Consider the following 19068-nt stretch of genomic DNA (forward strand, 5'->3'; position numbering starts at 1 on the left):
ACTGAGCCCGGCACTGAGCCCGGCACTGAGCCCGGCACTGAGCCCGGCACTGAGCCCGGTGTGAGGGCCGCCGCCCCGGCGGCCCTCACACCGCCCCCGGGAAGCGGCCCCGGCCGCGCAGCAGCCGGCGGCGTTCGGCGTACGCCAGATCGTCGCGCCACAGCCGGGCCGCGGCCCGCCGCATCAGCGGCCGCAGCAGTGGCGCGGCGGCCCGGGCCACGGCGAAGCCCGGCCGGCCGGAGGTGGCCAGCACGGCCTCGATCACGGCGGTGCGCGGATTCGGATCGCCCGGGGCGGTGAGCGGCGTGGCATGGGTCTCCACCGCCGACGTCTCGCCCTCGCCGTCGACGATGTGCATCACCAGCGTGCGCGGCTCCGGCGCGCTGAACGCGGCCCGCACCGGCACGCCCGCCCGGGGACCGACGCGGTAGGCCACGTCGACCAGGAAGCGGTCGCCGTTGACGGCCGGGTCCGGCTCCTCCACCACCGTCAGCCGGGTGAAGGCGTACGGATGGAACCACGCCCCGTGCCAGGGGTCGAGCCGGTTGGCGATGACGTCCTCCGGCTCGCAGGCGCCCACCAGGGTCGTCACCGCGTCCACCGAGGCGGCCGGGTCGGGGCGCCGCGGCAGGCAGGGCCGCTCCAGCGGCTCCTCGCCGCCCACCGAGTCCAGCCGCACCCACACCAGCACCCCGTCGTCGTACACGGGGTAGGGCTCCCAGCCGGGCATGCCCCGCCCGGTCAGGCCCAGACCGTGCCAGTGGCAGATCAGGCGCCCGGACTCCACCACGCTGTCGCACAGCGGCGCGCCCAGGTGCGGGCAGGCGCCCGGCCCGGCCGCCAGGCGCCCGGACTCCGTGCGCCAGAGCACCAGCTCCACTCCGGCGACCGTCCTGCCGAAGGGGCGGCCCGGGCGGACCTCGCGGCTGGCCGCGACCACGTACCAGTTGCCCGAGGGGCGGGCCGAGGCCCGCTTCAGGGCGTCGGCGATGATCTGCGGCCGGGCCGCCCGCCAGGTGGGTTCCTGGCGGCTCCAGCCGGGGTCGGACATCAGGCGCAGGGGGCTGCGCCAACCGGTCGAACCCCCGACACGGCGCTTGGTCAAGACAGCACTCCTCCTCGCTGCGCGTCCCGCCGACGGGTCCGCGGGGCTTCCTCTGTTCTCTCCACCGTTTTCCCCGCCGTTCTCTCCGCCGTTCTCTCCGCCGGTTTCCCCGCGGGGCCTTGCGGACGGCCGGGCGCCCGCGGCAGGTCACCGGTCAGGGCGCCGCGGGCACGTGAGGCGGCGACGTCCGCCAGCCCGCCCAGCGCCACGGCGGCCCGCCTGCGGCGGGGGACCACCGCGCGCCGGTGGAGCACCGCGTACCCGCCCGCCTCGATCCGGTCCAGGATGGCGCGGTAGAGCACGAACGCGGCGCGCACACAGGGCCGCGAGACCGGGTGCAGCATGGCGATGCCCGGCTCGGCCTCCCGGTAGATCCCCCGGGTGGTCTCGCACAACTCCCGCAGCGCGGCCCGCACCCGGGCGTCGGTGCGCCCGGCCCGGCGGCACCACAGCAGCAGATCGCGGTCGACGCCGTGGGCGGCCAGCCGGTCCAGCGGCAGGTAGATCCGGCCGCGGTCCAGGTCCTCTCCCACGTCCCGCAGGAAGTTGGTGAGCTGGAAGGCCACCCCGAGCGCCGCGGCGTGCGGGGCGGCCTCCTCGCGCGGCACGACCGTGTCCAGCACCGGCAGCACCTGAAGACCGATCACGGCCGCCGAACCGTGCGTGTACACCCGCAGGTCGTCGAGCGTGGGGTACTCGGTGACGTGCAGGTCCATGGCCATCGAGCGCATGAAGTCGGTGAAGTGCGCCGGGTCGATGGCGTAGCGCGCGGCGGTGTCGGCCAGGGCCGCGACCACCGGGTGCCCGCCGCGCCCGGTGCGCAGGGCCGCCGACAGCTCCTCGTCCAGCTTCGCCAGCTCCCGGGCGCGCCGCTCGGGAGCGAGGGCGGGGTCGAGGTCGTCGACGATGTCGTCCGCCCAGCGCGCGAAGCCGTACAGGGCGTGGACGGCCGGGCGCTGGCGCGGGGTGAGCAGCCGGGTGGCCAGGAAGTACGTCCTGCCGTGGCGGGCGTTGAGCTCGCGGCAGCGGGTGTAGGCCGCGCGCAGCGCCGGGTCGTGGACGCCCGCCGCGTCCAGCTCGCGCGCCGTCATACGGCCGCCCCCTCGGCCGCGCCGGCACCGGCCGGCGCCTGCGGTGTGCGCCGTGGCGGGCGTGGGCAGCCGGAGCCGGCGGTGATGCGGGCGGCGGCGAGCTTGCCGGAGACCACCACCGTCGGCACGCCCACGCCGGGCGTGGTGCCGCAGCCGGCCAGGACCACGTTCTCCCAGCCGCGCGGCAGGTTCCGCGGCCGGAACGGGCCCGTCTGGGCGAAGGTGTGCGCGGCGGAGAACGGGGTGCCGGCCGCATGCCCCTGCCGGGCCCAGTCGGCCGGGGTGACCAGACGCTCCGCCTCGATCGCGTCGCCGAAGCCGTCCAGCCCGCGGCGCTCCAGCTCGGTGACCAGTTCGTCGCGGTAGCGGGGGCCGACACGGTCCCAGTCGCGGGGGCCGGTGACCAGATTGGGGCAGGGCGCCAGCACGTAGTGCAGATGCCTGTCCCCGGGGGCCAGCGCGGGGTCGGTGGCGGTGGGCCGGGTGATCAGCAGGGAGGGGTCGCTCATCAGCTCGCCGGTCCGGGTGAGCTGCCGGAACGTCGACTCCCAGGCGGAGCCGAACGACAGCGTGTGGTGGGCCAGTTCGGGCCAGGTCCGGTCACCGCCCGCGTGCAGGACGACCGCCGACGGCGCGTACCGCAGCGGCACCGGGCGGCGCGGCGCGCCGCCCAGCAGGCGGTGGGCGAGGGGCAGGTCGCAGGTGAGCACCACCGCGTCGCAGGCGATGCGCTCCCCGCCGGCGGTGCGCACCGCCGCGGCGCGCCCGCCCGGCGAACGCTCCAGCTGCGTCACCTCGGCGCCGTAGACGAAGCGGGCCCCGGCACCGGCGGCGGCGTCGGCCATGGCCCGGGGCACGGCGTGCATGCCGCCGCGCGGGAACCACACCCCGGCGACGGTGTCCATGTAGGCGATGACGGCGTACGCGGCCAGCGCCCGGGTGGGCGGCACCCCGGCGTACAGCGCCTGGAAGGAGAACACACGGCGCAGCCGCTCGTCCTTCAGGAAGCGCGCGACGCGCCCGTGCCAGGTGCCGAATCCGCCGAGCGCGGCCAGTCTGGCCAGGTCGGCGCCCAGCAGTCCCAGCGGCGAGTCGAAGTTGGCGTCGATGAACGAGCGCATCTGCACCCGGTACAGCCGCTCCAGCCAGTCGCGCAGCCGCCGGTACCCGGCCGCCTCCTTCGGCCCGGCCACCCGGGCGATCTCGGCCTCCATGGCGTGCGGGTCGGTGTGCACGTCCAGGCAGCCGCCGTCGGCGAAACGGGCGCGGTAGGCGGGGTGGAGCCCGATCAGCTCGACGTGGTCGGAGAGCCTGGCGCCCACCGCGGCCATGGCCTCGTCGACCAGGTCGGGCATGGTCAGCACGGTGGGACCGGTGTCGACGCGGTAGCCCGCCCACTCCTCGCGCCCGGCCCGGCCACCCGGCCCGTCCTCCCGCTCGACGACGGTGACCGAGCGCCCGGCGCCCAGCAGGTGCAGTGCGGCGGACAGCCCGGCCAGCCCCGCCCCGACGATGACGACGTGGTCGCCCGGCCCGTGCAGTCTTCTCATCCGGATTCCTTCGGCAGGTGTTCAGCGGGTGGGGAGGACGGCGGCGCCGCGGAGGGCACCGCCCGGGCGGTGGCGGCCGGCGGCCGGTTCGCCCAGGACGGCGTACAGCAGCGCCGACAGCTCCCGGGCCGGGGCCCCGTCGAGCGCGGCCTCCTCCAGCGCGGCCAGCGCCTCGCCGGCCAGGCCGCCGATGCGCCGCTCCACGGCCTCACGGGCCCCCAGTTCGGTCAGCACGGCGCGCACCCGGTCCAGGTCCTCCTCGGTCAGCGCGGGATCGCCGAGCGCGTGCTCCAGCAGTTCCCGGGCCGTACCCCGGCCGCGGACGCGGGCCAGGCGCAGGCCCAGGGCCATCAGATGGGTGGGTTTGCCCTGCCGCACGTCGTCGCCCGCGGGCTTCCCCGTACGGGCCGGGTCCCCGAAGACGCCCAGGAGGTCGTCGCGCAGCTGGAACGCCACCCCGGCGCACCGCCCGGCCCGCCGCAGCGCCGAGGTGGTGTGCGCGTCCGCGCCGGCCAGCGCCGCCCCCAGGTGCAGCGGGCGCTCCACGGTGTACAGCCCGCTCTTGAGGTGGGCGATGCGCAGGGAGGAGGAGGGGGAGGGTGAGCCGGCCGCCTGCCCGTACAGATCCAGGTACTGCCCGGCCACCATCTCGGTGCGCATCGCCCGCCAGACGGGGCGGGCCCGCCGCCGGGCCTCCTCGCAGGGGGAGGCCGCGTCCCACAGGTCCTCCGCCCAGACCAGGGCCAGATCCCCCGTCAGGAGGGCGGCGGACGCCCCGAACGCGTCCGCGTCCCCGCGCAGGCCCCGGGCACGGTGCCGGTGGGCGAGGGCCACATGGACGGCGGGCGCGCCGCGGCGCAGCGGCGAGTCGTCCATCAGGTCGTCGTGCACCAGCGCACAGGCCTGGATCAGCTCCAGCGCGGCGGCCGCGTGCAGCACCGCCTCCGCGTCGGCGTGCTCCGGCGTGCCGCCGCCCGCCCGCCAGCCCCACCACAGGAAGGCCGGGCGCAGCCGCTTGCCGCCGCGCCGCACCAGATCGATCAGCCGGTCGGCGACATCGGCGGTGAAACGGTCGCTGATCCGCCGCGCCTCGGCCCGGCGCAGCGTCAGATGCTCGGTGAGCACGGCGTCGACGGCGGCCGCGATGTCGTGGTCGGGGTCCCGGGGGAGGGGGCCGCGGTCCGTGCGGCGTTCCGCGGGGTGTTCCGCGCGGGCTTCGTCCGGGCGGTGCGGCGAGCGGGGCGCGGCCCGGACGGTCTGCTCTCCTCCCAGAGCGGCCGACACGGGATGTGCGGGTGCGGGACTGGCAGGGGCGAGGGCCAGGTCGGTGGCCTGGTGCCGCATCGCGGCTCCTTCCCGGCGCGGGGCCGAGACGCCCGGCGCACATACGGACAGAAGTTTTCACACCCGAACATTGAAGACAATGCTCTCAGTACGGGCGCTCTGGACGGGTGAAGCGGAGGCATCGCGCGGCGCGGATGGGCGACGGGAAGTGCGCGGTGCCGACGCACGTGTGAAAGCCCCCTCCAAGGCGCGCCGGGCCGTTCGGGGCGGCCCGTCGCTTCGCGGGTGCCCGTGTCCGGCAGGGGCAAACAAAGTTGTGCGCAACTTGTACAACCGATGACTTGCGCCCGGTCCGACCTGGGCGGACGATTGCGTCATGCCCTCCGCTCACCCCTCCCGCGCCGGCGCGTGCCCGGCCTTCGGGCAGGAGGCGGGCCAGATCCTGCTGCCGGTGGGTGTGGTGGCCGAACGCCTGGAGATGAGCACCGCCGCCCTCCGCGCCTGGGAGCGCCGCTACGGCCTCGCCCCCTCCGGACGGACCCCCGGCGGACACCGCCGCTACTCGGCGCGGGACCTGGAGCGGCTGGAGCGCATGCGTACGCTCGTCCGCCGGGGCGTGCCCGCCGCCGACGCGGCCCGCGCGGTGGCCGCGGCCGGCCCGCCGGATACGGGCACGGGCGCGGCGGAGCTGACCGAGGCCATGCACGCGCTGGACACCGCGGCGGTCCAGGCGGTGGTGTCGGCATCGCTGGCCCGGCTCGGGGCCGCCGACGCCTGGACGACCGTGCTCGCGCCCGCCCTCACCGCCATCGGCGACCACTGGGAGGAGACCGGCCGCGGTGTCGAGGTGGAGCACGTCACCAGCGGCATCGTCGAAAGCGCCCTGCGCCGCCACGCCCAGGACCGCGCCGCCGCGCTCCCGTCCGGCCCCGGCGCCTTTGGCCCCGTGCTCCTGGCCGCCGCACCGGCCGAGCACCACACGCTGCCGCTGACGGCCCTGGCCGCCGCCCTGGCGGAGGAGGGCCGTGCCGCCGTCCTGGCCGGCGACCTGCCCGTCCCCGCCCTGACCGACGCCCTCGTCCGCACCCGCCCCGGCGCCGTGGTGCTGTGGGCCCGCTCCTCCGCGACGGCCGATCCCTCCTGGCTGCGGACCGCGCTGGAGACGGCCCCCGCCTCCGCCCCCGTCCACCCGGCCGGACCGGGCTGGCCCCCGGGCGTTCCCGGCGCCGCGGCCCCGCTGCACGACCTGCCCGGCGCACTGGCCGCGCTCCTGGGCGCGCCCGGCGGCCGACGCCCCCTCTGAATCCGCGCCCCGTGTCGGCGCACCCGCCGTAACGCCGCACCCGCCGTGCCGACGACCGCGCCGGCCGAGGCCGTACGGCACCACGGAGGAGGGGCCGTTCGGCCCCGCGGACTGCTCCTGTCGGACCTGTCGCCGCCCCTCACGAGGCGGGAGAGTGAAGGAGAAGGACAGGAATCCGGTACGCCGGAGCCGGACACGAGGAGCCAAGACCATGAGAGCAGCAGTCGTCCGAACCCTCGGCGAACCCCTGGTCATCGAGGAGCGGCCCGATCCGCGGCCCGGCCCCGGGCAGGTCAGCGTCCGCGTCGAGGCGTCGGGTCTGTGCCACACCGACATCCACGCCGCCCGCGGCGACTGGCCGGTCAAGCCGAACCCGCCCTTCGTCCCCGGGCACGAGGGCGTCGGCATCATCGAGCGGCTCGGTGACGACGTCACCCATCTGTCGGTCGGCCAACGGGTGGCGGTGCCCTGGCTCGGCTGGGCCTGCGGGCGCTGCGAGCACTGCCTGTCCGGCTGGGAGACGCTGTGCGAGCGGCAGAAGAACACCGGCTACGGCGTCGACGGCGGCCACGCGGAGATGATGCTCGCCCACGCCGACTTCGCCCAGCCGGTGCCCGACGGCATCGACCCGCGCGAGGCGGCCCCGCTGACCTGCGCGGGCGTGACGACCTACAAGGCGGTCAGGGTGGCCGGGGTGGGGCCGACCGATCTGGTGGCCGTCTCCGGCATCGGCGGACTGGGACACCTCGCCGTCCAGTACGCGAAGATCGCCGGAGCCACGGTGGCGGCCGTCGACGTCACCGACGACAAGCTCTCCCTGGCCGCGGAACTGGGCGCCGACATCCTGATCGACGCACGCAAGGAGGACCCGGCCGAGGTGCTCCGCAAGCACGGCGGAGCCCACGCCGCCATCGCGCTCGCCGTCGACGACCGGGCGACGGAGGCGCTCCAGCGCGGTCTGCGGCGCGGCGGGAAACTGGTGCTCGTCTCGCTCCCGGCGGGCGGCGCCCTGCGCGTCCCGGTCTTCGACACCGTGCTGAACGGCACCTCCGTCATCGGCTCGATCGTCGGCACCCGGCAGGACCTCGCGGAGGTCTTCGCCCTCCACGCGGCAGGACGCACGAAGGTGATCTACGAGACCCGCCCGCTGGAGGCCGTCAACGACTGCATCGAGGAGATCCTCGGCGGCCATGTCAGGGCCCGTGTCGTCTTCGAGATGTGACGCGCCGCCAACCCCTGCCGGCCCGCCGTCACCCCGGCAGCCCTCCGCCCCTGCCGCGGCCCCCGTCGGCAGGGGCGGGGGGCTGCCGGGGTGACGGGCGGACCCGTTCGCTCGTTACGGTGGGCGGCATGTTCACCGCTCAGGGCCCGACCCTCCCCGAACTCGCCGTGCAGGCGCTGTCGTCCGTCGAGCGCGGCTACGACCTGCTCGCGCCGAAGTTCGACCTGACGCCGTTCAGGACATCGGACCGCCTGCTGGAGGCCACCGCACGCGCGCTCGAACCGCTGGGGCCGTTCGGGACGGGTCTGGACGTGTGCTGCGGGACCGGCGCGGGAACGGGCGTCCTGCTGCGGCTGTGCGAACGGCGGGCCGTGGGCGTCGACTTCAGCGCCGGCATGCTCGGCGAGGCCCGCTCCGCCCACCCGGAGGACCCCGGCGGGCCGGCGGTCGGCTGGGTGCGCGCCGACGTACGGAGACTGCCCTTCGCCGGGGCCTTCGACCTGGCCGTCAGCTTCGGGGCGTTCGGGCACTTCCTGCCCGAGGAGCGGCCCGGGCTGTTCGCGGGGGTGCACGCGGCGCTCCGCCCCGGGGGGCTGTTCGCCTTCCCCGTCGGCGCGCCGCCCCGGGTCGGGTCGCGCGCGTACTGGGCGCTGTGGGGCTTCGACGCGGCGATGCGGGTGCGCAACGCGCTGTGGCGTCCCCGGTTCGTCATGTACTACCGGACGTTCCCCCTCCCCGGCGTGCGCCGGGAACTGGCCGACGCGGGGTTCGAGGTGGGCACGCTGCCGCTGGAGGAGCTCGGCAGGCGGGAGGACGGCAGCCCCCGCTGCAGGCTGGTCGTGGCCCGGCGCGTCTGAGAGACGGCCGGGTGCGGGTGCGGGGAGGCGGTCTTGCGCGGGTCGCGCGACGGTCCGATACTCGCTGTGTTGATGTCAGGTGCACGTCATCAACGGCCCTCGGTGGACACGTCTCCGCGCGCCGCGCGACACCCCCCACGTGCCGTCGCCCACCGGCTTCCCCACCACCAGGAGGAGACCACGTGAGGACCAGACGCACCACCACAAGGAGCACCGCAAGGAGCACCATCCGCCGCGCCCGGCTGCTCGCCGCGGTGATCGGCCTGGGCGTCGCCGCCGTGACCACCGCGCCGAGCGCCACCGCGGCCGCCCCGCGCGCCTACGGCGCGGCCGAACTCTCCCGGGCGAGCGACGCCGTGCTCCAGACGGAGGTCGACGGCATCGCCTGGCACGTCGACGACCGGGCCGGACGTGTCGTCGTGACCGCCGACAGCACCGTCTCGCCCGCCGACGTAGCGGCCCTGCGGAAGGCCGCGGGCGCGGCCGCGGGCGCGATCAGGATCGAGCGGACACCGGGCGTCATCGCCCCGCTGGGCTCCGCCGGCGACGCCATCTACGGCAACGGCTACCGCTGCTCACTCGGCTTCAACGTCCTCAAGGGCGGCACGTACCACTTCCTCACCGCCGGGCACTGCGGCGACGTGGTCGACACCTGGTACGCCGACTCGGGTCAGCGCACGCTCATCGGCCCGACCGTGAAGTCGAGCTTCCCCGGCAACGACTACGCCCTCGTCCGCTACGACAACACCTCCCTGGGGCATCCGGGCGGCTTCACCCCGGCCGACGCCTACGTGGGCCAGTCGGTCAAGCGCACCGGATCCACCACCGGCACCCACAGCGGCACCGTCACCGCCCTGAACGTCACGGTCCGCTACAGCGGGAGCGGCACCGTCCGCGGCATGATCCAGACGAACGTCTGCGCGGAGCCCGGCGACTCCGGCGGCCCGCTCTACGACGGTTCCAAGGCTCTGGGCATCACCTCCGGCGGCAGCGGCGACTGCCGCAGGGGCGGCACCACCTTCTACCAGCCCGTCCCCGAGGCGCTCAGCGCGTACAGGGCGAGCATGTACTGACCCGGCCGGGCGGGGGCTCGCGCCCCCGCCCTCTCCGGGTGTGCGCGGCGCAGACCAGCCCGGCCGGGAGGGCCCGGTAGCATCCGAGCCGCGAGGTCACACACCGCAGGAGGCCGTCAAGGTGGACGATGCCGGGCTGCGCCATCTGCGCCGCTGCGTGGAGCTGGCGACCGAGGCGCTGGAGGCGGGCGACGAACCGTTCGGCTCCGTACTCGTCGGCGGGGACGGGACGGTCCTGGCCGAGGACCGCAACCGGGTCGCCCTCGGCGACCGCACCCGCCACCCGGAGTTCGAGCCGGCGCGCTGGGCCGCCGCCCACATGACACCGCAGGAACGGGAGGCGGCGACCGTCTACACGTCCGGGGAGCACTGCCCGATGTGCGCCGCCGCCCACGCCTGGGTCGGGCTGGGCCGCATCGTCTACGCGAGTTCCTCCGCGCAACTGGCCTCCTGGCTGGCCGAACTGGGCGTGCCCGCACCACCGGTGCGGACGCTGCCGGTGAAGGAGATCGCGCCCGGTGTCGCGGTGGAGGGGCCGGTCCCCGGCCTCGCGCAGGAAGTGCGCGAGCTGCACCGCCGCCTCCACGGCGCGGCCTGATCCCGGAGGCGGGGGCGGAGCGCCCGCCGGGCAACTCGCCGGCCGGGCAACTCGGCCGCCGGACAGGGCGGTTCGCGGGGGAGGGGCCTCTCACCGGCGCGGCGGCCTGCCGCTACGCTTCGGACCCATGCAGCAGCCATCCGAAACCCCGGTGTCCCCTGCCCGCCGCCGCACGGGCCCGCTTCTCGCCGCGCTGGCGGCCGGACTGGTGATCGGCGGCGCGGGCGTCGGGGCCGCCTGGGCCCTCACCGGCGAAAGCGGCGCCGCCGCAGGCCCGGAGGCCGACGCGCTTGCGGCGTGCGGCGCCCTGGACCGCTTCGAGGAGTCGCGGTACACGGACAAGGGGCCGGCCGGTGAGGCGGCGCTCAACCGCTGGGGAGCGGCGCAGGCCCTCTCCGCCTCGGCGGCCGCGGGCGACGAGCGGTACGAGCCGCTCGCGGAGGCGCTCCGGAAGTCGCACCACCGGGTTCTCTCGACCTTCGGGTTCGACGCGCAGGCGAAGAAGGACCTGGAGCGGGCGCGCGGGATCTGCGCCGATCTGTGAGCCGGGCGGACCGTCAGCCGTCGGCCGCCGCCGTACGGGTGCAGGCCAGATAGGCCGCCCGGTGCACGGCGCGGGCCAGGCGGGCGCCCCACGGGGAGCGGGGACCGGCGAAGGGCTCGACGGCGGTCGGACGACCCGGCAAAGGCGGTACGGCGGCGACGCACACCGCGTCGGTCGGTGTGCCCGAGGCGTCCACACCGGCGTCCCGCAGCGCCTGGACCTTGGCCTCGGTGGCCGTGGCCACGGCGTTGACCAGGGCGGCGTCCGACAGCGCGACCGGCACCGAGACCACGATGTTGATCGTGCCGGCGGGCAGCGGTACGTCGCTGCCCGCGCCCGGCGCCGCGGCCCAGCCGTGTACGCCGATCCCGGCCGTGACCAGGGCCTCGACCCCCTCGTCCACCGCGACGCAGTGGTCCAGCACCCGGGCCGCGGTCATCAGGCCCACACCGGGGCCCTCCGCGCCCGCCCGCCCGGCCAGTTCGGCCAGGTGCCGCTCGGCGTCCAGGCGCGCGTAGCCCGGGGGCACCTGGGCGTTGAGGACCCAGCCGCGCTCACCGAGCCCGCCGCCCAGCAGTGCGCTGCTGATCATCCGCCGCCCGGACTCGGGCCGCCAGAGCAGCATCGGCCAGGAAGCGTCCTGCTCCCGGTGGTGCAGGACGCGTACGCCGGCCAGGGAGCCGTGAGGGGATCGCAGAAGCACGCTGCACCCTAGCGCGGGGCCCGCGGACGGGATCGCGGGGGCGGTGGGATACACGGTCCGGGGACGGAGGTGTGCCGCCGCGCCGGGCGGGAAGAGACGCTACCGGTGCCCCGGACCGCGGGCCATCGGTTATCCGTTCCGCGCGGCCCGTGGACGCCGGCCCCGGTGCGGCACGCACCGGGCCCGGACCGGTTCGCCGGACCGGGGCGGCCTTGCCGCATAAACTGATCACCGCAGACCTTCTTGTCACTCACAACCCGTCAGGAGCGACAGTCATGGCCACCACCCGTACCGCCAAGACCCACTGGGAAGGCAACCTTCTCGAGGGCAAGGGCAACGTCGCCCTCGAATCCTCCGGGATCGGCACCTATGAGGTGAGCTGGCCCGCCCGTGCCGAGGAGCCCGGTGGCAAGACCAGCCCCGAGGAACTGATCGCGGCGGCCCACTCCTCCTGCTACTCGATGGCCTTCTCGGGCGGCCTGGCGCGCAAGGGCCACACGGTGGAGAAGGTCGAAACCCGGGCCGACGTCACCTTCCAGCCGGGCGAGGGCATCACCGCCATCAAGCTGACCGTCCGCGCCACCGTTCCCGGGCTGTCCGAGGAGGACTTCCAGACGGCCGCGGAGGAGGCCAAGGCCAACTGCCCGGTCAGCCAGGCCCTGGCCGGCGTCAAGAACATCACCCTGGACGCCCGGCTCGTCTGACGCGCCGGAGCCGGGGCGCGGCCCCGCGCACCACCGGGCCGGGGCGGGAACGCACACGCGTCCCCGCCCCGGCCCGGTCCTGTTTCCGGGCCCGGCCCGGAGGTGTCAGCCGGGCAGCCGCCGCAGTTTGAGCACGGCGTCCTCGAGGACGGCCCGCTGCCCGTCGGGCCCGGTCGCATCGCGCCGGTACTCCCCGCTCACCAGCGGCTCCCATCCCTCCTCCGGGAGGCCGAGCGAGCCGAGGACCTCCGCCGACGTGGGCAGGGGCGGGTGGTCGTCGTGGCCGTGGTCGGCCGCCCACGGGGGAGGGCCGGCGTGCCCGACGACCAGCAGCACGCCGCCCGGCGACACGGCCGCCGCGGCGTCGCGCAGAATCCGCTCGCGGGGCAGCTCGACGGGGGAGGGGGCGTGCAGGAAGTGGGCGGAGACCAGATCGAAGACGCCGCCGGGGAAGGACTCGGCCAGATCGTGCCGCAGCCAGTCGATCCGGTCGGCGACGCCCGCCCGCCGGGCCTGCTCGGCTCCGCGTTCCAGGGCGATCCGCGAGACGTCCACCGCGGTGACGCGCCAGCCCCGCCGGGCGAGCCAGATCGCGTCGGCCCCCTCACCGCAGCCCAGGTCCAGGGCACTGCCCGGGGCCAGATCCGCCGTCTCGCGGACCAGGACGGCGTTCGGCTCGCCGCTCCAGATCCGCTCGCCCGCACCGTAGAGGTCGTCCCAGAACTCCCCGGCCCCCTGGGCGGGCGCGGCCGGGGAATGCTCGTCTTGTCCGGTCATGTCTCCTCTTCCTTCCGCCATGCGGCAAGCCTCCGCCCAGGACTGTCCGCTTGACAAACATCTTTGCCGGAACGGCAAATAGGAGGATGGCCGACGACGACCTCGAGAACGTTCTGACCGGTGTGGGCCCCCGGCTGCGGACCCTGCGCCAGGCGCGTGGCGCCACGCTCTCCCAGGTGAGCGAGACGACCGGGATATCGCTCAGCACCCTCTCGCGACTGGAGTCGGGGCAGCGCAGACCGACCCTGGAACTGCTGCTCCCCCTGGCCAGGGCCTACAGCGTCCCCCTGGACGAACTCGTCGGCGCGCCCGCCACCGGCGACCCCCGCGTCCACCCCCGCCCCTTCACCCGTTACGGGCAGACCTTCGTGCCGCTGACCCGCAGCCTGGGCGGCCTGCACGCCTACAAGCAGATCATGCCCGCCGGGTACGGCGGGGACGGGCGGCCCGAGCAGCAGACCCACGAGGGCTACGAGTGGCTCTACGTCCTGTCCGGGCGGCTGCGGCTGGCTCTGGGCGAGCACGACCTCGTCCTCGGCGCGGGGGAGGCCGCCGAGTTCGACACCCGCACCCCCCACGGCTTCGCGAACGCCGGGGAGCGGCCCGTCGAGTTCATCAGCATCTTCGGGCCGCAGGGCGAGCGGATGCACGTACGCGCCCGGCCCTCGAAGAGAGCGGGGTGACGGCCGCCGCACGTATCCGGAGGTTCGGCACGGGTGCGGCGGCCGGCGCGGGGCGTGGGCCGGTTCCGGCCACGGCGCGGGGCGCCAAACGCTCCCCGGGCCGGACGGGATCCGGCACCGGCCCGCACCGACCGCAAATCGACGCGCCGAGGGACTTGCGCATTCGTCCTGTTGGCGATGCCCGATTTCGCGGGACGGGCTCCTCGTTGATCTTATTTCCATATCTTTTAATCTCCGTAAATCGGCTTGGTCGGGCGGAATTCGAGGAAGCGGCGCGCCGGCCGGGAGATCTTTCCGGATGACCGAAACCCCTCCTTGACCCGTCGTACGGCAGGGCTCGACACTTCCTGGAGAACTCATGCATCAGGGGTTACGGGCCGCCCGGCCCGGCCGTGCGAAACCGACCGTGCACGGGGTGTGTGACGGGGGAATCGAAAAAGGCGTGCGCGGCGCGTTGCCGCCTGCGCGCATTCTCTTCACCCTTTCTCCTCAACCCTCGGTGCGCGAAGGGAATGGAGGGGAATGCCGGTGCAAACGGGCCATCCCGGCGTGTACATCGAGGAACTTCCCAGTAGCGTCCGCACCATCTCGGCGGTCACCACCTCGGTCACCGCCTTCGTGGGTCACACCCGCCGAGGCCCGCTCAACCAGCCGGTGAGAGTCACCGGCTTCGCGGACTTCGAGCGCCGCTTCGGCGGGCTCACGGCGCAGAGCGCCGTCGCCTACGCCGTACACCAGTTCTTCGGCAACGGCGGCACCACCGCGGTTGTCGTGCGCGTCGCCGCGGCCGGCACCGGCGAGGAGGCCGGCGCCACCCTGGAGTCGACCGAGGGGCACAGCGCCTGCCCGGTGATGACCGTGCACGCCAAGGAGCCCGGCGTCTGGGGCTCCCGGCTGCGCCTGGCCGTCGACCACGACACCCGTGAGCCCGAGGAGACCTTCAACCTGCGGATCCTGGACGCGGACGGCGGCACGCGCGAGACCTTCACCGGCCTGTCCATGGACCCGGGCCACGGCCGCCACGCCGAGACGGTGGTGAACGCCGGCTCCGCTCTGGTGAGGGCCGACGTCGTCGGCGAGGGCAGGCCGGACCCCTCGGGCACGGTCTCCAAGCCGTTCGCCGACGAGCTGCCCGACCTCGCCGTCGACCTGACCGTGAAGATCGGCGACGTGGAGCGCGAGTTCACGCTCCACGACCCCGACCGGGACGGCGAGCCCCCGCGGAACGTCGCCGAGCTGGCCCTGCTCCTGGAACGCAGACTGCGTGCCCTGCCGGACGCGCCCGGCAAGCGGGCCTTCGCCGGCGCGGAGGTCACCGCCTTCGGCCGCCGCCTCCAGGTCGTCGCGGGCTCCACCGACCCCCGTGACACCGTCCGCTTCGTCGGCGAGTGCGCCAACGACCTGGGCCTGGAGGCCACCGTCAACCCGCCGGTCTTCCCGCTGACCGGAGGTGTGGACGGAGACCCGCCCGGTCCGCGCGACATCATCGGCGACGAGGCCGGCAAGACCGGGCTCCACGCGCTGCGCGAGGTCGACGACGTCAACCTGCTGTCCCTCCCGGAACTCGCGGCCTACGACTCCACCGACGACATGATCACGGTGATCTCGGCCGCGCAGGCGCTCTGCCGGGAGCGGCGGATCTTCCTGCTCGCGGACGCCCCCGGCTCCTGGACCGACGTCGACAGCGCCCGCGCCGGGCTGAGCGCCTTCGACCCCGTACGGGACGGGCGGACGGCGCTGTACTTCCCCCAGGTGCAGATGAACGACCCGCTCACGGGACGGCTGCGCTCCTTCCCGCCCTCGGGCGCGATCGCCGGCGTCTGCGCCCGCACCGACGCCGAGCGCGGCGTGTGGAAGGCGCCCGCGGGCACCGAGGCGCGGCTGGCCGGCGTCCGCTCGCTGAGCGTGCGGCTCACCGACCGCGAGAACGCCCTGCTGAACCCGCTCGGCGTCAACTGCCTGCGCACCCTGCCGGCCGTCGGATCGGTGGTCTGGGGCGCCCGCACCCTCCAGGGCGCGGACGCCCTCGACAGCGAGTGGAAGTACGTCTCAGTGCGGCGGCTGACACTGCACATCGAGGAGAGCCTGTACCGCGGACTGCAGTGGGTGGTGTTCGAACCCAACGGCGAGCAGTTGTGGCAGCAGATCCGGCTGGACGCCTCGGCCTACCTCAACACCCTCTTCCGGCAGGGCGCGTTCAAGGGCGCCACCCCGCGCGAGGCGTACTTCGTCAAGTGCGACAAGGAGACCACCACCGACGAGGACGTCGCGCGCGGTGTGGTGAACGTCCTGGTCGGAATCGCGCCGGTCAAGCCCGCCGAATTCGTGGTCGTCAAGATCCAGCAGACCGCCGGACAGTTCGAGATTTAGGATTCCGATGGCTGAATTCCAGGTCAACGCGCAGCGCTTTGACCCCTACAAGAACTTCAAGTTCCTGGTGCTGTGGGGCGGGCGCACGGTCGCGGGCGTCAGCAAGGTCAGCCCGCTGAAGCGGACCACGGAAGTGGTCAAGCACCGGCACGGCGGCGATCCGAGCTCACCGCGCAAATCGCCGGGCCGCTCCGAGTTCGAGGGCATCACCCTGGAGCGCGGCGTCACGCACGACCCCGAATTCGACCGCTGGGCCAACAAGGTGTGGCAGGTCGGCGCCGGTCTCGGCGCAGAGGTGTCGCTCGCCGACTTCCGCAAGGACATCGTCATCCAGGTCCTCAACGAGGCCGGGCAGGTGGCCGTCTCGCACAAGCTCTACCGGACCTGGCCGAGCGAGTACCAGGTGCTGGGCGAGCTGGACGCCAACGCCAACGCGGTGGCCATCCAGAGCCTCAAGCTGGAGTGCGAGGGCTGGGAGCGCGACTACGAGGTGCCCGAGCCCACCGAGCCCTCCTTCACCAACCCCTGAGCGGACGGTACGGCGGATGACGGCGGGGGCGGCGGCGCAGACGGCGGCGGCGATGGCGGCGGTGGCGGCGGGGCCCGCGGAACTGCTGGCCGTCTGGGAGGCGGGGCTGGGGCTGGCCGGTCCCGGACGCGCCCTTCTGCTGCACCGGACCGCCCGCCCGGAGGCCGGCGACGGCGAACTGCTGTCGGCGCCGGTCGGCGAGCGGGAGGCGGATCTGCTCGCGCTGCGCCGGGCGCTGTTCGGCGAGCGGATGCAGGTGCGGGTGGAGTGCGAACCGTGCGGAGAGGCGATGGAGTTCGACCTCGGCACGGACGACCTGGCCGCCCGGCCGCCCCGGCGGGACGCCCCGCTGCGGGTGGCCGAGGAGGAGTGGGAGGTGGAGTTCCGGCTGCCGACCGTCGCCGACCTCACGGCCGTGGCCGAGGCCGTGGAAGACGGCCGGGCCGCGGAGGCCGGACACGGCACGGGAGACGGGCAGGATCCGGACGGAGTCTCTGCCCGGGCCCTGCTGGTCGCACGCTGCACCGTGTCGGCCCGGCGCGCGGGACGTCCGGTCCCCGCCGACCGGTTGCCCGCCCTGCTGCCCGGGACGGTGCTGCGGCGCGTCGCCGAGGCCGCCGAACAGGCCGACCCGGCCGCCGACGTGACGCTCAAGGTCCACTGCCCCGAATGCGGCGGAACCACCCGGGCCGAGCTCGACATCGCCTCCTACCTCTGGGGCGAACTCGACGCCTGGGCGAGGGACTTGCTCCTCGACGTCCATCTGCTCGCCGGCGCGTACGGCTGGACCGAGCCGGAGATCCTGGCGCTCAGCCCACTGCGCCGCCGCTACTACCTGGAGTTGTGCGCCGATGTCTGACTACTTCGACCGGCTGCTGACCCGGCACGTCCCCGCGGTCCCGGGTGCCGGGGCCGCCCCGGGCGGCGGGCCGGACACCCCCGTGCGGGTGCGTCCGCGGCTGCCCGAGCCGTACGAGCGCGTCGAGGCACTACGGGCGGAGCCCCGGGGCACGGAGGAAGCCGGCCCCTTCCTCCGCCCCGCGCCCCGTCCGGCCGTGCGGCGAGAGGAGCGGACGGCGGTCCGGCACGAGCGGGAGATCCGCACCGAGCACCGCACCGTGGTGCGGACCGAACCCGCCCCGCACGGCGACCGGGAGCGACCGCCGGAGTCGGCTCGGCCCGCCCGGCCGCCGCGGACCACCGGCCGCACGGCGGCACCGCCACGTCCCGGAACGGAACCCACCCCCCGGCGCGGCGGGCGTACGGTCCCGGCGCGTGCGGCTCAGGACGTGCCCCCCGCGGCGGTGCCCGCCCCCGCCCGCCGGAACACGGGCCCCGCCCTCGCCCCCGCCGGCACCGTGCCCCTGCGGCCCAGCGCCGCCGGCGCCTCGGCCGCACGCGACGCCGCACGCGCCGCCGGCGGGAGGCGCCGGCCCCGGACGGCGGAGCGGACCGTACACGTTCGGATCGGCCGGCTGGAGGTCAGCGCCGCACCCCCGGCCGCGGGCCCCACCGGTGCGGGCCGGCCGCAGCGGCCGGCGCGGCCCGCACCCGCGTTGAGCCTCGCGGACTACCTGGCCGACAGCGGGCGGAGGGACTGAGGAGATGAGCAACGCACTCGCCATCGCCACGGTCACACAGGCACTCGCCCTGCTGATCGAGCACAATCTGCAACCCGAGATCGACATGCAGGTCGCGGTGAAGACCGAGCGGCCGCCGGCGGAGGCCACCGACGACGCCACCATCACCGTCTTCCTCTACCAGGTCACCCCGAACGCCTCCCGGCGCAACGACGACCTGCCCACCCGCGCCCCGGACGGCACCCTGCTCAGGCGCCCGGCGGCGGCCCTGGACCTGCACTATCTGATCAGCGCCTACGGCAACGAGGCGGAACTGGTCGGGCAGCGGCTCATCGGCTGTGTGGTACGCACCCTGCACGAGTTCCCGGTGCTGCCGGGGGAGCTGATCGAGGAGGCCGCGCAACGGCCGTACCTGGCGGGCAGCGACCTGGCGGAAGCCGTCCAGAGGGTGCGCTTCACACCGACCCGGATGGACATCGACGAGACCTCCAGGCTGTGGGGGATGCTCCACCAGACGCCGTACTCGCTGTCGGTCGCCTACCAGGCGGCCCTGGTGCTGATCGAGGGCCGCGAACAGCCCGTCGTGCCCCGGCCGGTCCAGCGGCACACGGTGCGCGCGCTGCCCTTCGGAGCCCCGGGCGCACCGGAGCCACCGAGGCGGCCGGGCACCGGCCCCGCCGGCCCCGCCGTACCCGCCACCGCGCCCGCGGAGCGCTCATCCGGGGCGGCCGTCCGGAAGGCGGCCGCCCGGGCGAGCCGGACGAGCGGCATGGCCGCCAGATCCACCGCGCCCACACCGCAGGCGGAGTCGGGGAGCGAGCCGGAGACATCGACGTCCGCCAAGAAGACGTCCGCCAAGAAGACCGCCGGCAAGAAGACCGCCGGCAAGCGGCGCGCCACGGCCAGGACCGCCGCGTCCCGGCCCCGTACGCGCGAGCAGCCCGGCACCGGATCCACACGCGCAGGCGGAAGCGCACCGGCGGGCAGGGACGACGGCACCACGAACGACCAGGAGGGCTGAGACGAGGTGACGACGACGGGGGCGGACAGGAACACGGACGGCACCGCCGGCGGGACGGGCACTGCCGAGGGCCC

The 19068-nt window shown here is 75.2% G+C and carries 19 protein-coding genes; 13 read left to right on the forward strand and 6 right to left on the reverse strand.

The window, feature by feature from the left end:
- Positions 1-85: 85 nt before the first annotated feature.
- The 4 genes from CUT83_RS25340 to CUT83_RS25355 are packed head-to-tail and all read right to left on the reverse strand — an operon-like array spanning position 86 to position 5090.
- A complete protein-coding gene (locus CUT83_RS25340) occupies positions 86-1051 on the reverse strand; it encodes a Rieske (2Fe-2S) protein (RefSeq protein WP_101258252.1) in 966 nt (321 codons plus the stop codon).
- Between the two features lie 50 nt (positions 1052-1101).
- Positions 1102-2196 carry a phytoene/squalene synthase family protein gene (locus CUT83_RS25345; RefSeq protein ID WP_101258148.1) on the reverse strand — a complete coding sequence of 365 codons (1095 nt, stop codon included), beginning with the start codon at positions 2194-2196 and terminating at the stop codon, positions 1102-1104.
- Positions 2193-3746: a phytoene desaturase family protein gene (crtI, locus tag CUT83_RS25350; RefSeq protein ID WP_101258149.1), complete on the reverse strand. Its 1554-nt coding sequence runs from the start codon at positions 3744-3746 to the stop codon at positions 2193-2195. Before crtI ends, CUT83_RS25345 begins: the two co-directional genes overlap by 4 nt.
- 21 nt (positions 3747-3767) lie before the next feature.
- Complete coding sequence (locus tag CUT83_RS25355) at positions 3768-5090, reverse strand: polyprenyl synthetase family protein (protein ID WP_101258150.1); 1323 nt, start codon at positions 5088-5090, stop codon at positions 3768-3770.
- Positions 5091-5406: 316 nt separating this feature from the next.
- Here CUT83_RS25355 and CUT83_RS31450 point away from each other — a divergent pair, with 316 nt between their 5' ends.
- The 6 genes from CUT83_RS31450 (at position 5407) to CUT83_RS25385 (ending at position 10627) form a co-directional block, all read left to right on the forward strand.
- Positions 5407-6333: a MerR family transcriptional regulator gene (locus tag CUT83_RS31450; RefSeq protein WP_101258151.1), complete on the forward strand. Its 927-nt coding sequence runs from the start codon at positions 5407-5409 to the stop codon at positions 6331-6333.
- Between the two features lie 211 nt (positions 6334-6544).
- The gene (locus tag CUT83_RS25365; RefSeq protein ID WP_101258152.1) at positions 6545-7555 is read left to right on the forward strand and encodes a zinc-dependent alcohol dehydrogenase; all 1011 of its coding nucleotides are present in this window, start codon (positions 6545-6547) and stop codon (positions 7553-7555) included.
- 128 nt (positions 7556-7683) lie between these two features.
- On the forward strand, positions 7684-8412 hold the full coding sequence (locus CUT83_RS25370) for a class I SAM-dependent methyltransferase (protein ID WP_101258153.1): 729 nt from the start codon (positions 7684-7686) through the stop codon (positions 8410-8412).
- Positions 8413-8594: 182 nt separating this feature from the next.
- The gene (locus tag CUT83_RS25375) at positions 8595-9485 is read left to right on the forward strand and encodes a S1 family peptidase (RefSeq protein ID WP_101258154.1); all 891 of its coding nucleotides are present in this window, start codon (positions 8595-8597) and stop codon (positions 9483-9485) included.
- A gap of 121 nt (positions 9486-9606) precedes the next feature.
- The gene (locus CUT83_RS25380) at positions 9607-10083 is read left to right on the forward strand and encodes a nucleoside deaminase (protein WP_101258155.1); all 477 of its coding nucleotides are present in this window, start codon (positions 9607-9609) and stop codon (positions 10081-10083) included.
- Between the two features lie 127 nt (positions 10084-10210).
- The gene (locus CUT83_RS25385) at positions 10211-10627 is read left to right on the forward strand and encodes a hypothetical protein (protein ID WP_101258156.1); all 417 of its coding nucleotides are present in this window, start codon (positions 10211-10213) and stop codon (positions 10625-10627) included.
- 13 nt (positions 10628-10640) lie between these two features.
- Here CUT83_RS25385 and CUT83_RS25390 read toward each other — a convergent pair whose 3' ends face one another.
- Positions 10641-11252, reverse strand: coding sequence for an adenosylcobinamide amidohydrolase (locus CUT83_RS25390; protein ID WP_101258157.1), 612 nt, complete (start codon positions 11250-11252; stop codon positions 10641-10643).
- A gap of 353 nt (positions 11253-11605) precedes the next feature.
- On the opposite strand from CUT83_RS25390, the gene CUT83_RS25395 reads away from it, so the two are divergent.
- A complete protein-coding gene (locus tag CUT83_RS25395) occupies positions 11606-12034 on the forward strand; it encodes an OsmC family protein (RefSeq protein ID WP_101258158.1) in 429 nt (142 codons plus the stop codon).
- Positions 12035-12139: 105 nt separating this feature from the next.
- On the opposite strand, the gene CUT83_RS25400 is transcribed toward CUT83_RS25395, so the two are convergent.
- Positions 12140-12811, reverse strand: coding sequence for a class I SAM-dependent methyltransferase (locus CUT83_RS25400; RefSeq protein WP_101258159.1), 672 nt, complete (start codon positions 12809-12811; stop codon positions 12140-12142).
- Between the two features lie 86 nt (positions 12812-12897).
- On the opposite strand from CUT83_RS25400, the gene CUT83_RS25405 reads away from it, so the two are divergent.
- The 6 genes from CUT83_RS25405 to CUT83_RS25430 all read left to right on the forward strand — a co-directional run bounded on the left by CUT83_RS25405 (position 12898) and on the right by CUT83_RS25430 (position 18994).
- The gene (locus CUT83_RS25405) at positions 12898-13494 is read left to right on the forward strand and encodes a helix-turn-helix domain-containing protein (protein WP_101258160.1); all 597 of its coding nucleotides are present in this window, start codon (positions 12898-12900) and stop codon (positions 13492-13494) included.
- Between the two features lie 522 nt (positions 13495-14016).
- A complete protein-coding gene (locus CUT83_RS25410) occupies positions 14017-15864 on the forward strand; it encodes a phage tail sheath C-terminal domain-containing protein (protein ID WP_101258161.1) in 1848 nt (615 codons plus the stop codon).
- 7 nt (positions 15865-15871) lie between these two features.
- Positions 15872-16393 (forward strand): phage tail protein, encoded by a 522-nt coding sequence (locus tag CUT83_RS25415; protein ID WP_101258162.1) that lies wholly within the window; start codon positions 15872-15874, stop codon positions 16391-16393.
- A gap of 16 nt (positions 16394-16409) precedes the next feature.
- A complete protein-coding gene (locus tag CUT83_RS25420) occupies positions 16410-17252 on the forward strand; it encodes a T4 family baseplate hub assembly chaperone (protein WP_240958206.1) in 843 nt (280 codons plus the stop codon).
- Complete coding sequence (locus CUT83_RS25425; RefSeq protein ID WP_101258163.1) at positions 17245-17994, forward strand: hypothetical protein; 750 nt, start codon at positions 17245-17247, stop codon at positions 17992-17994. The genes CUT83_RS25420 and CUT83_RS25425 overlap by 8 nt, the downstream gene beginning before the upstream one ends.
- A gap of 4 nt (positions 17995-17998) precedes the next feature.
- Complete coding sequence (locus CUT83_RS25430; RefSeq protein ID WP_101258164.1) at positions 17999-18994, forward strand: Pvc16 family protein; 996 nt, start codon at positions 17999-18001, stop codon at positions 18992-18994.
- The last annotated feature ends 74 nt before the right edge of the window (positions 18995-19068 follow it).

This window comes from Streptomyces barkulensis (assembly GCF_002843305.1).
GTDB lineage: Bacteria > Actinomycetota > Actinomycetes > Streptomycetales > Streptomycetaceae > Streptomyces > Streptomyces barkulensis.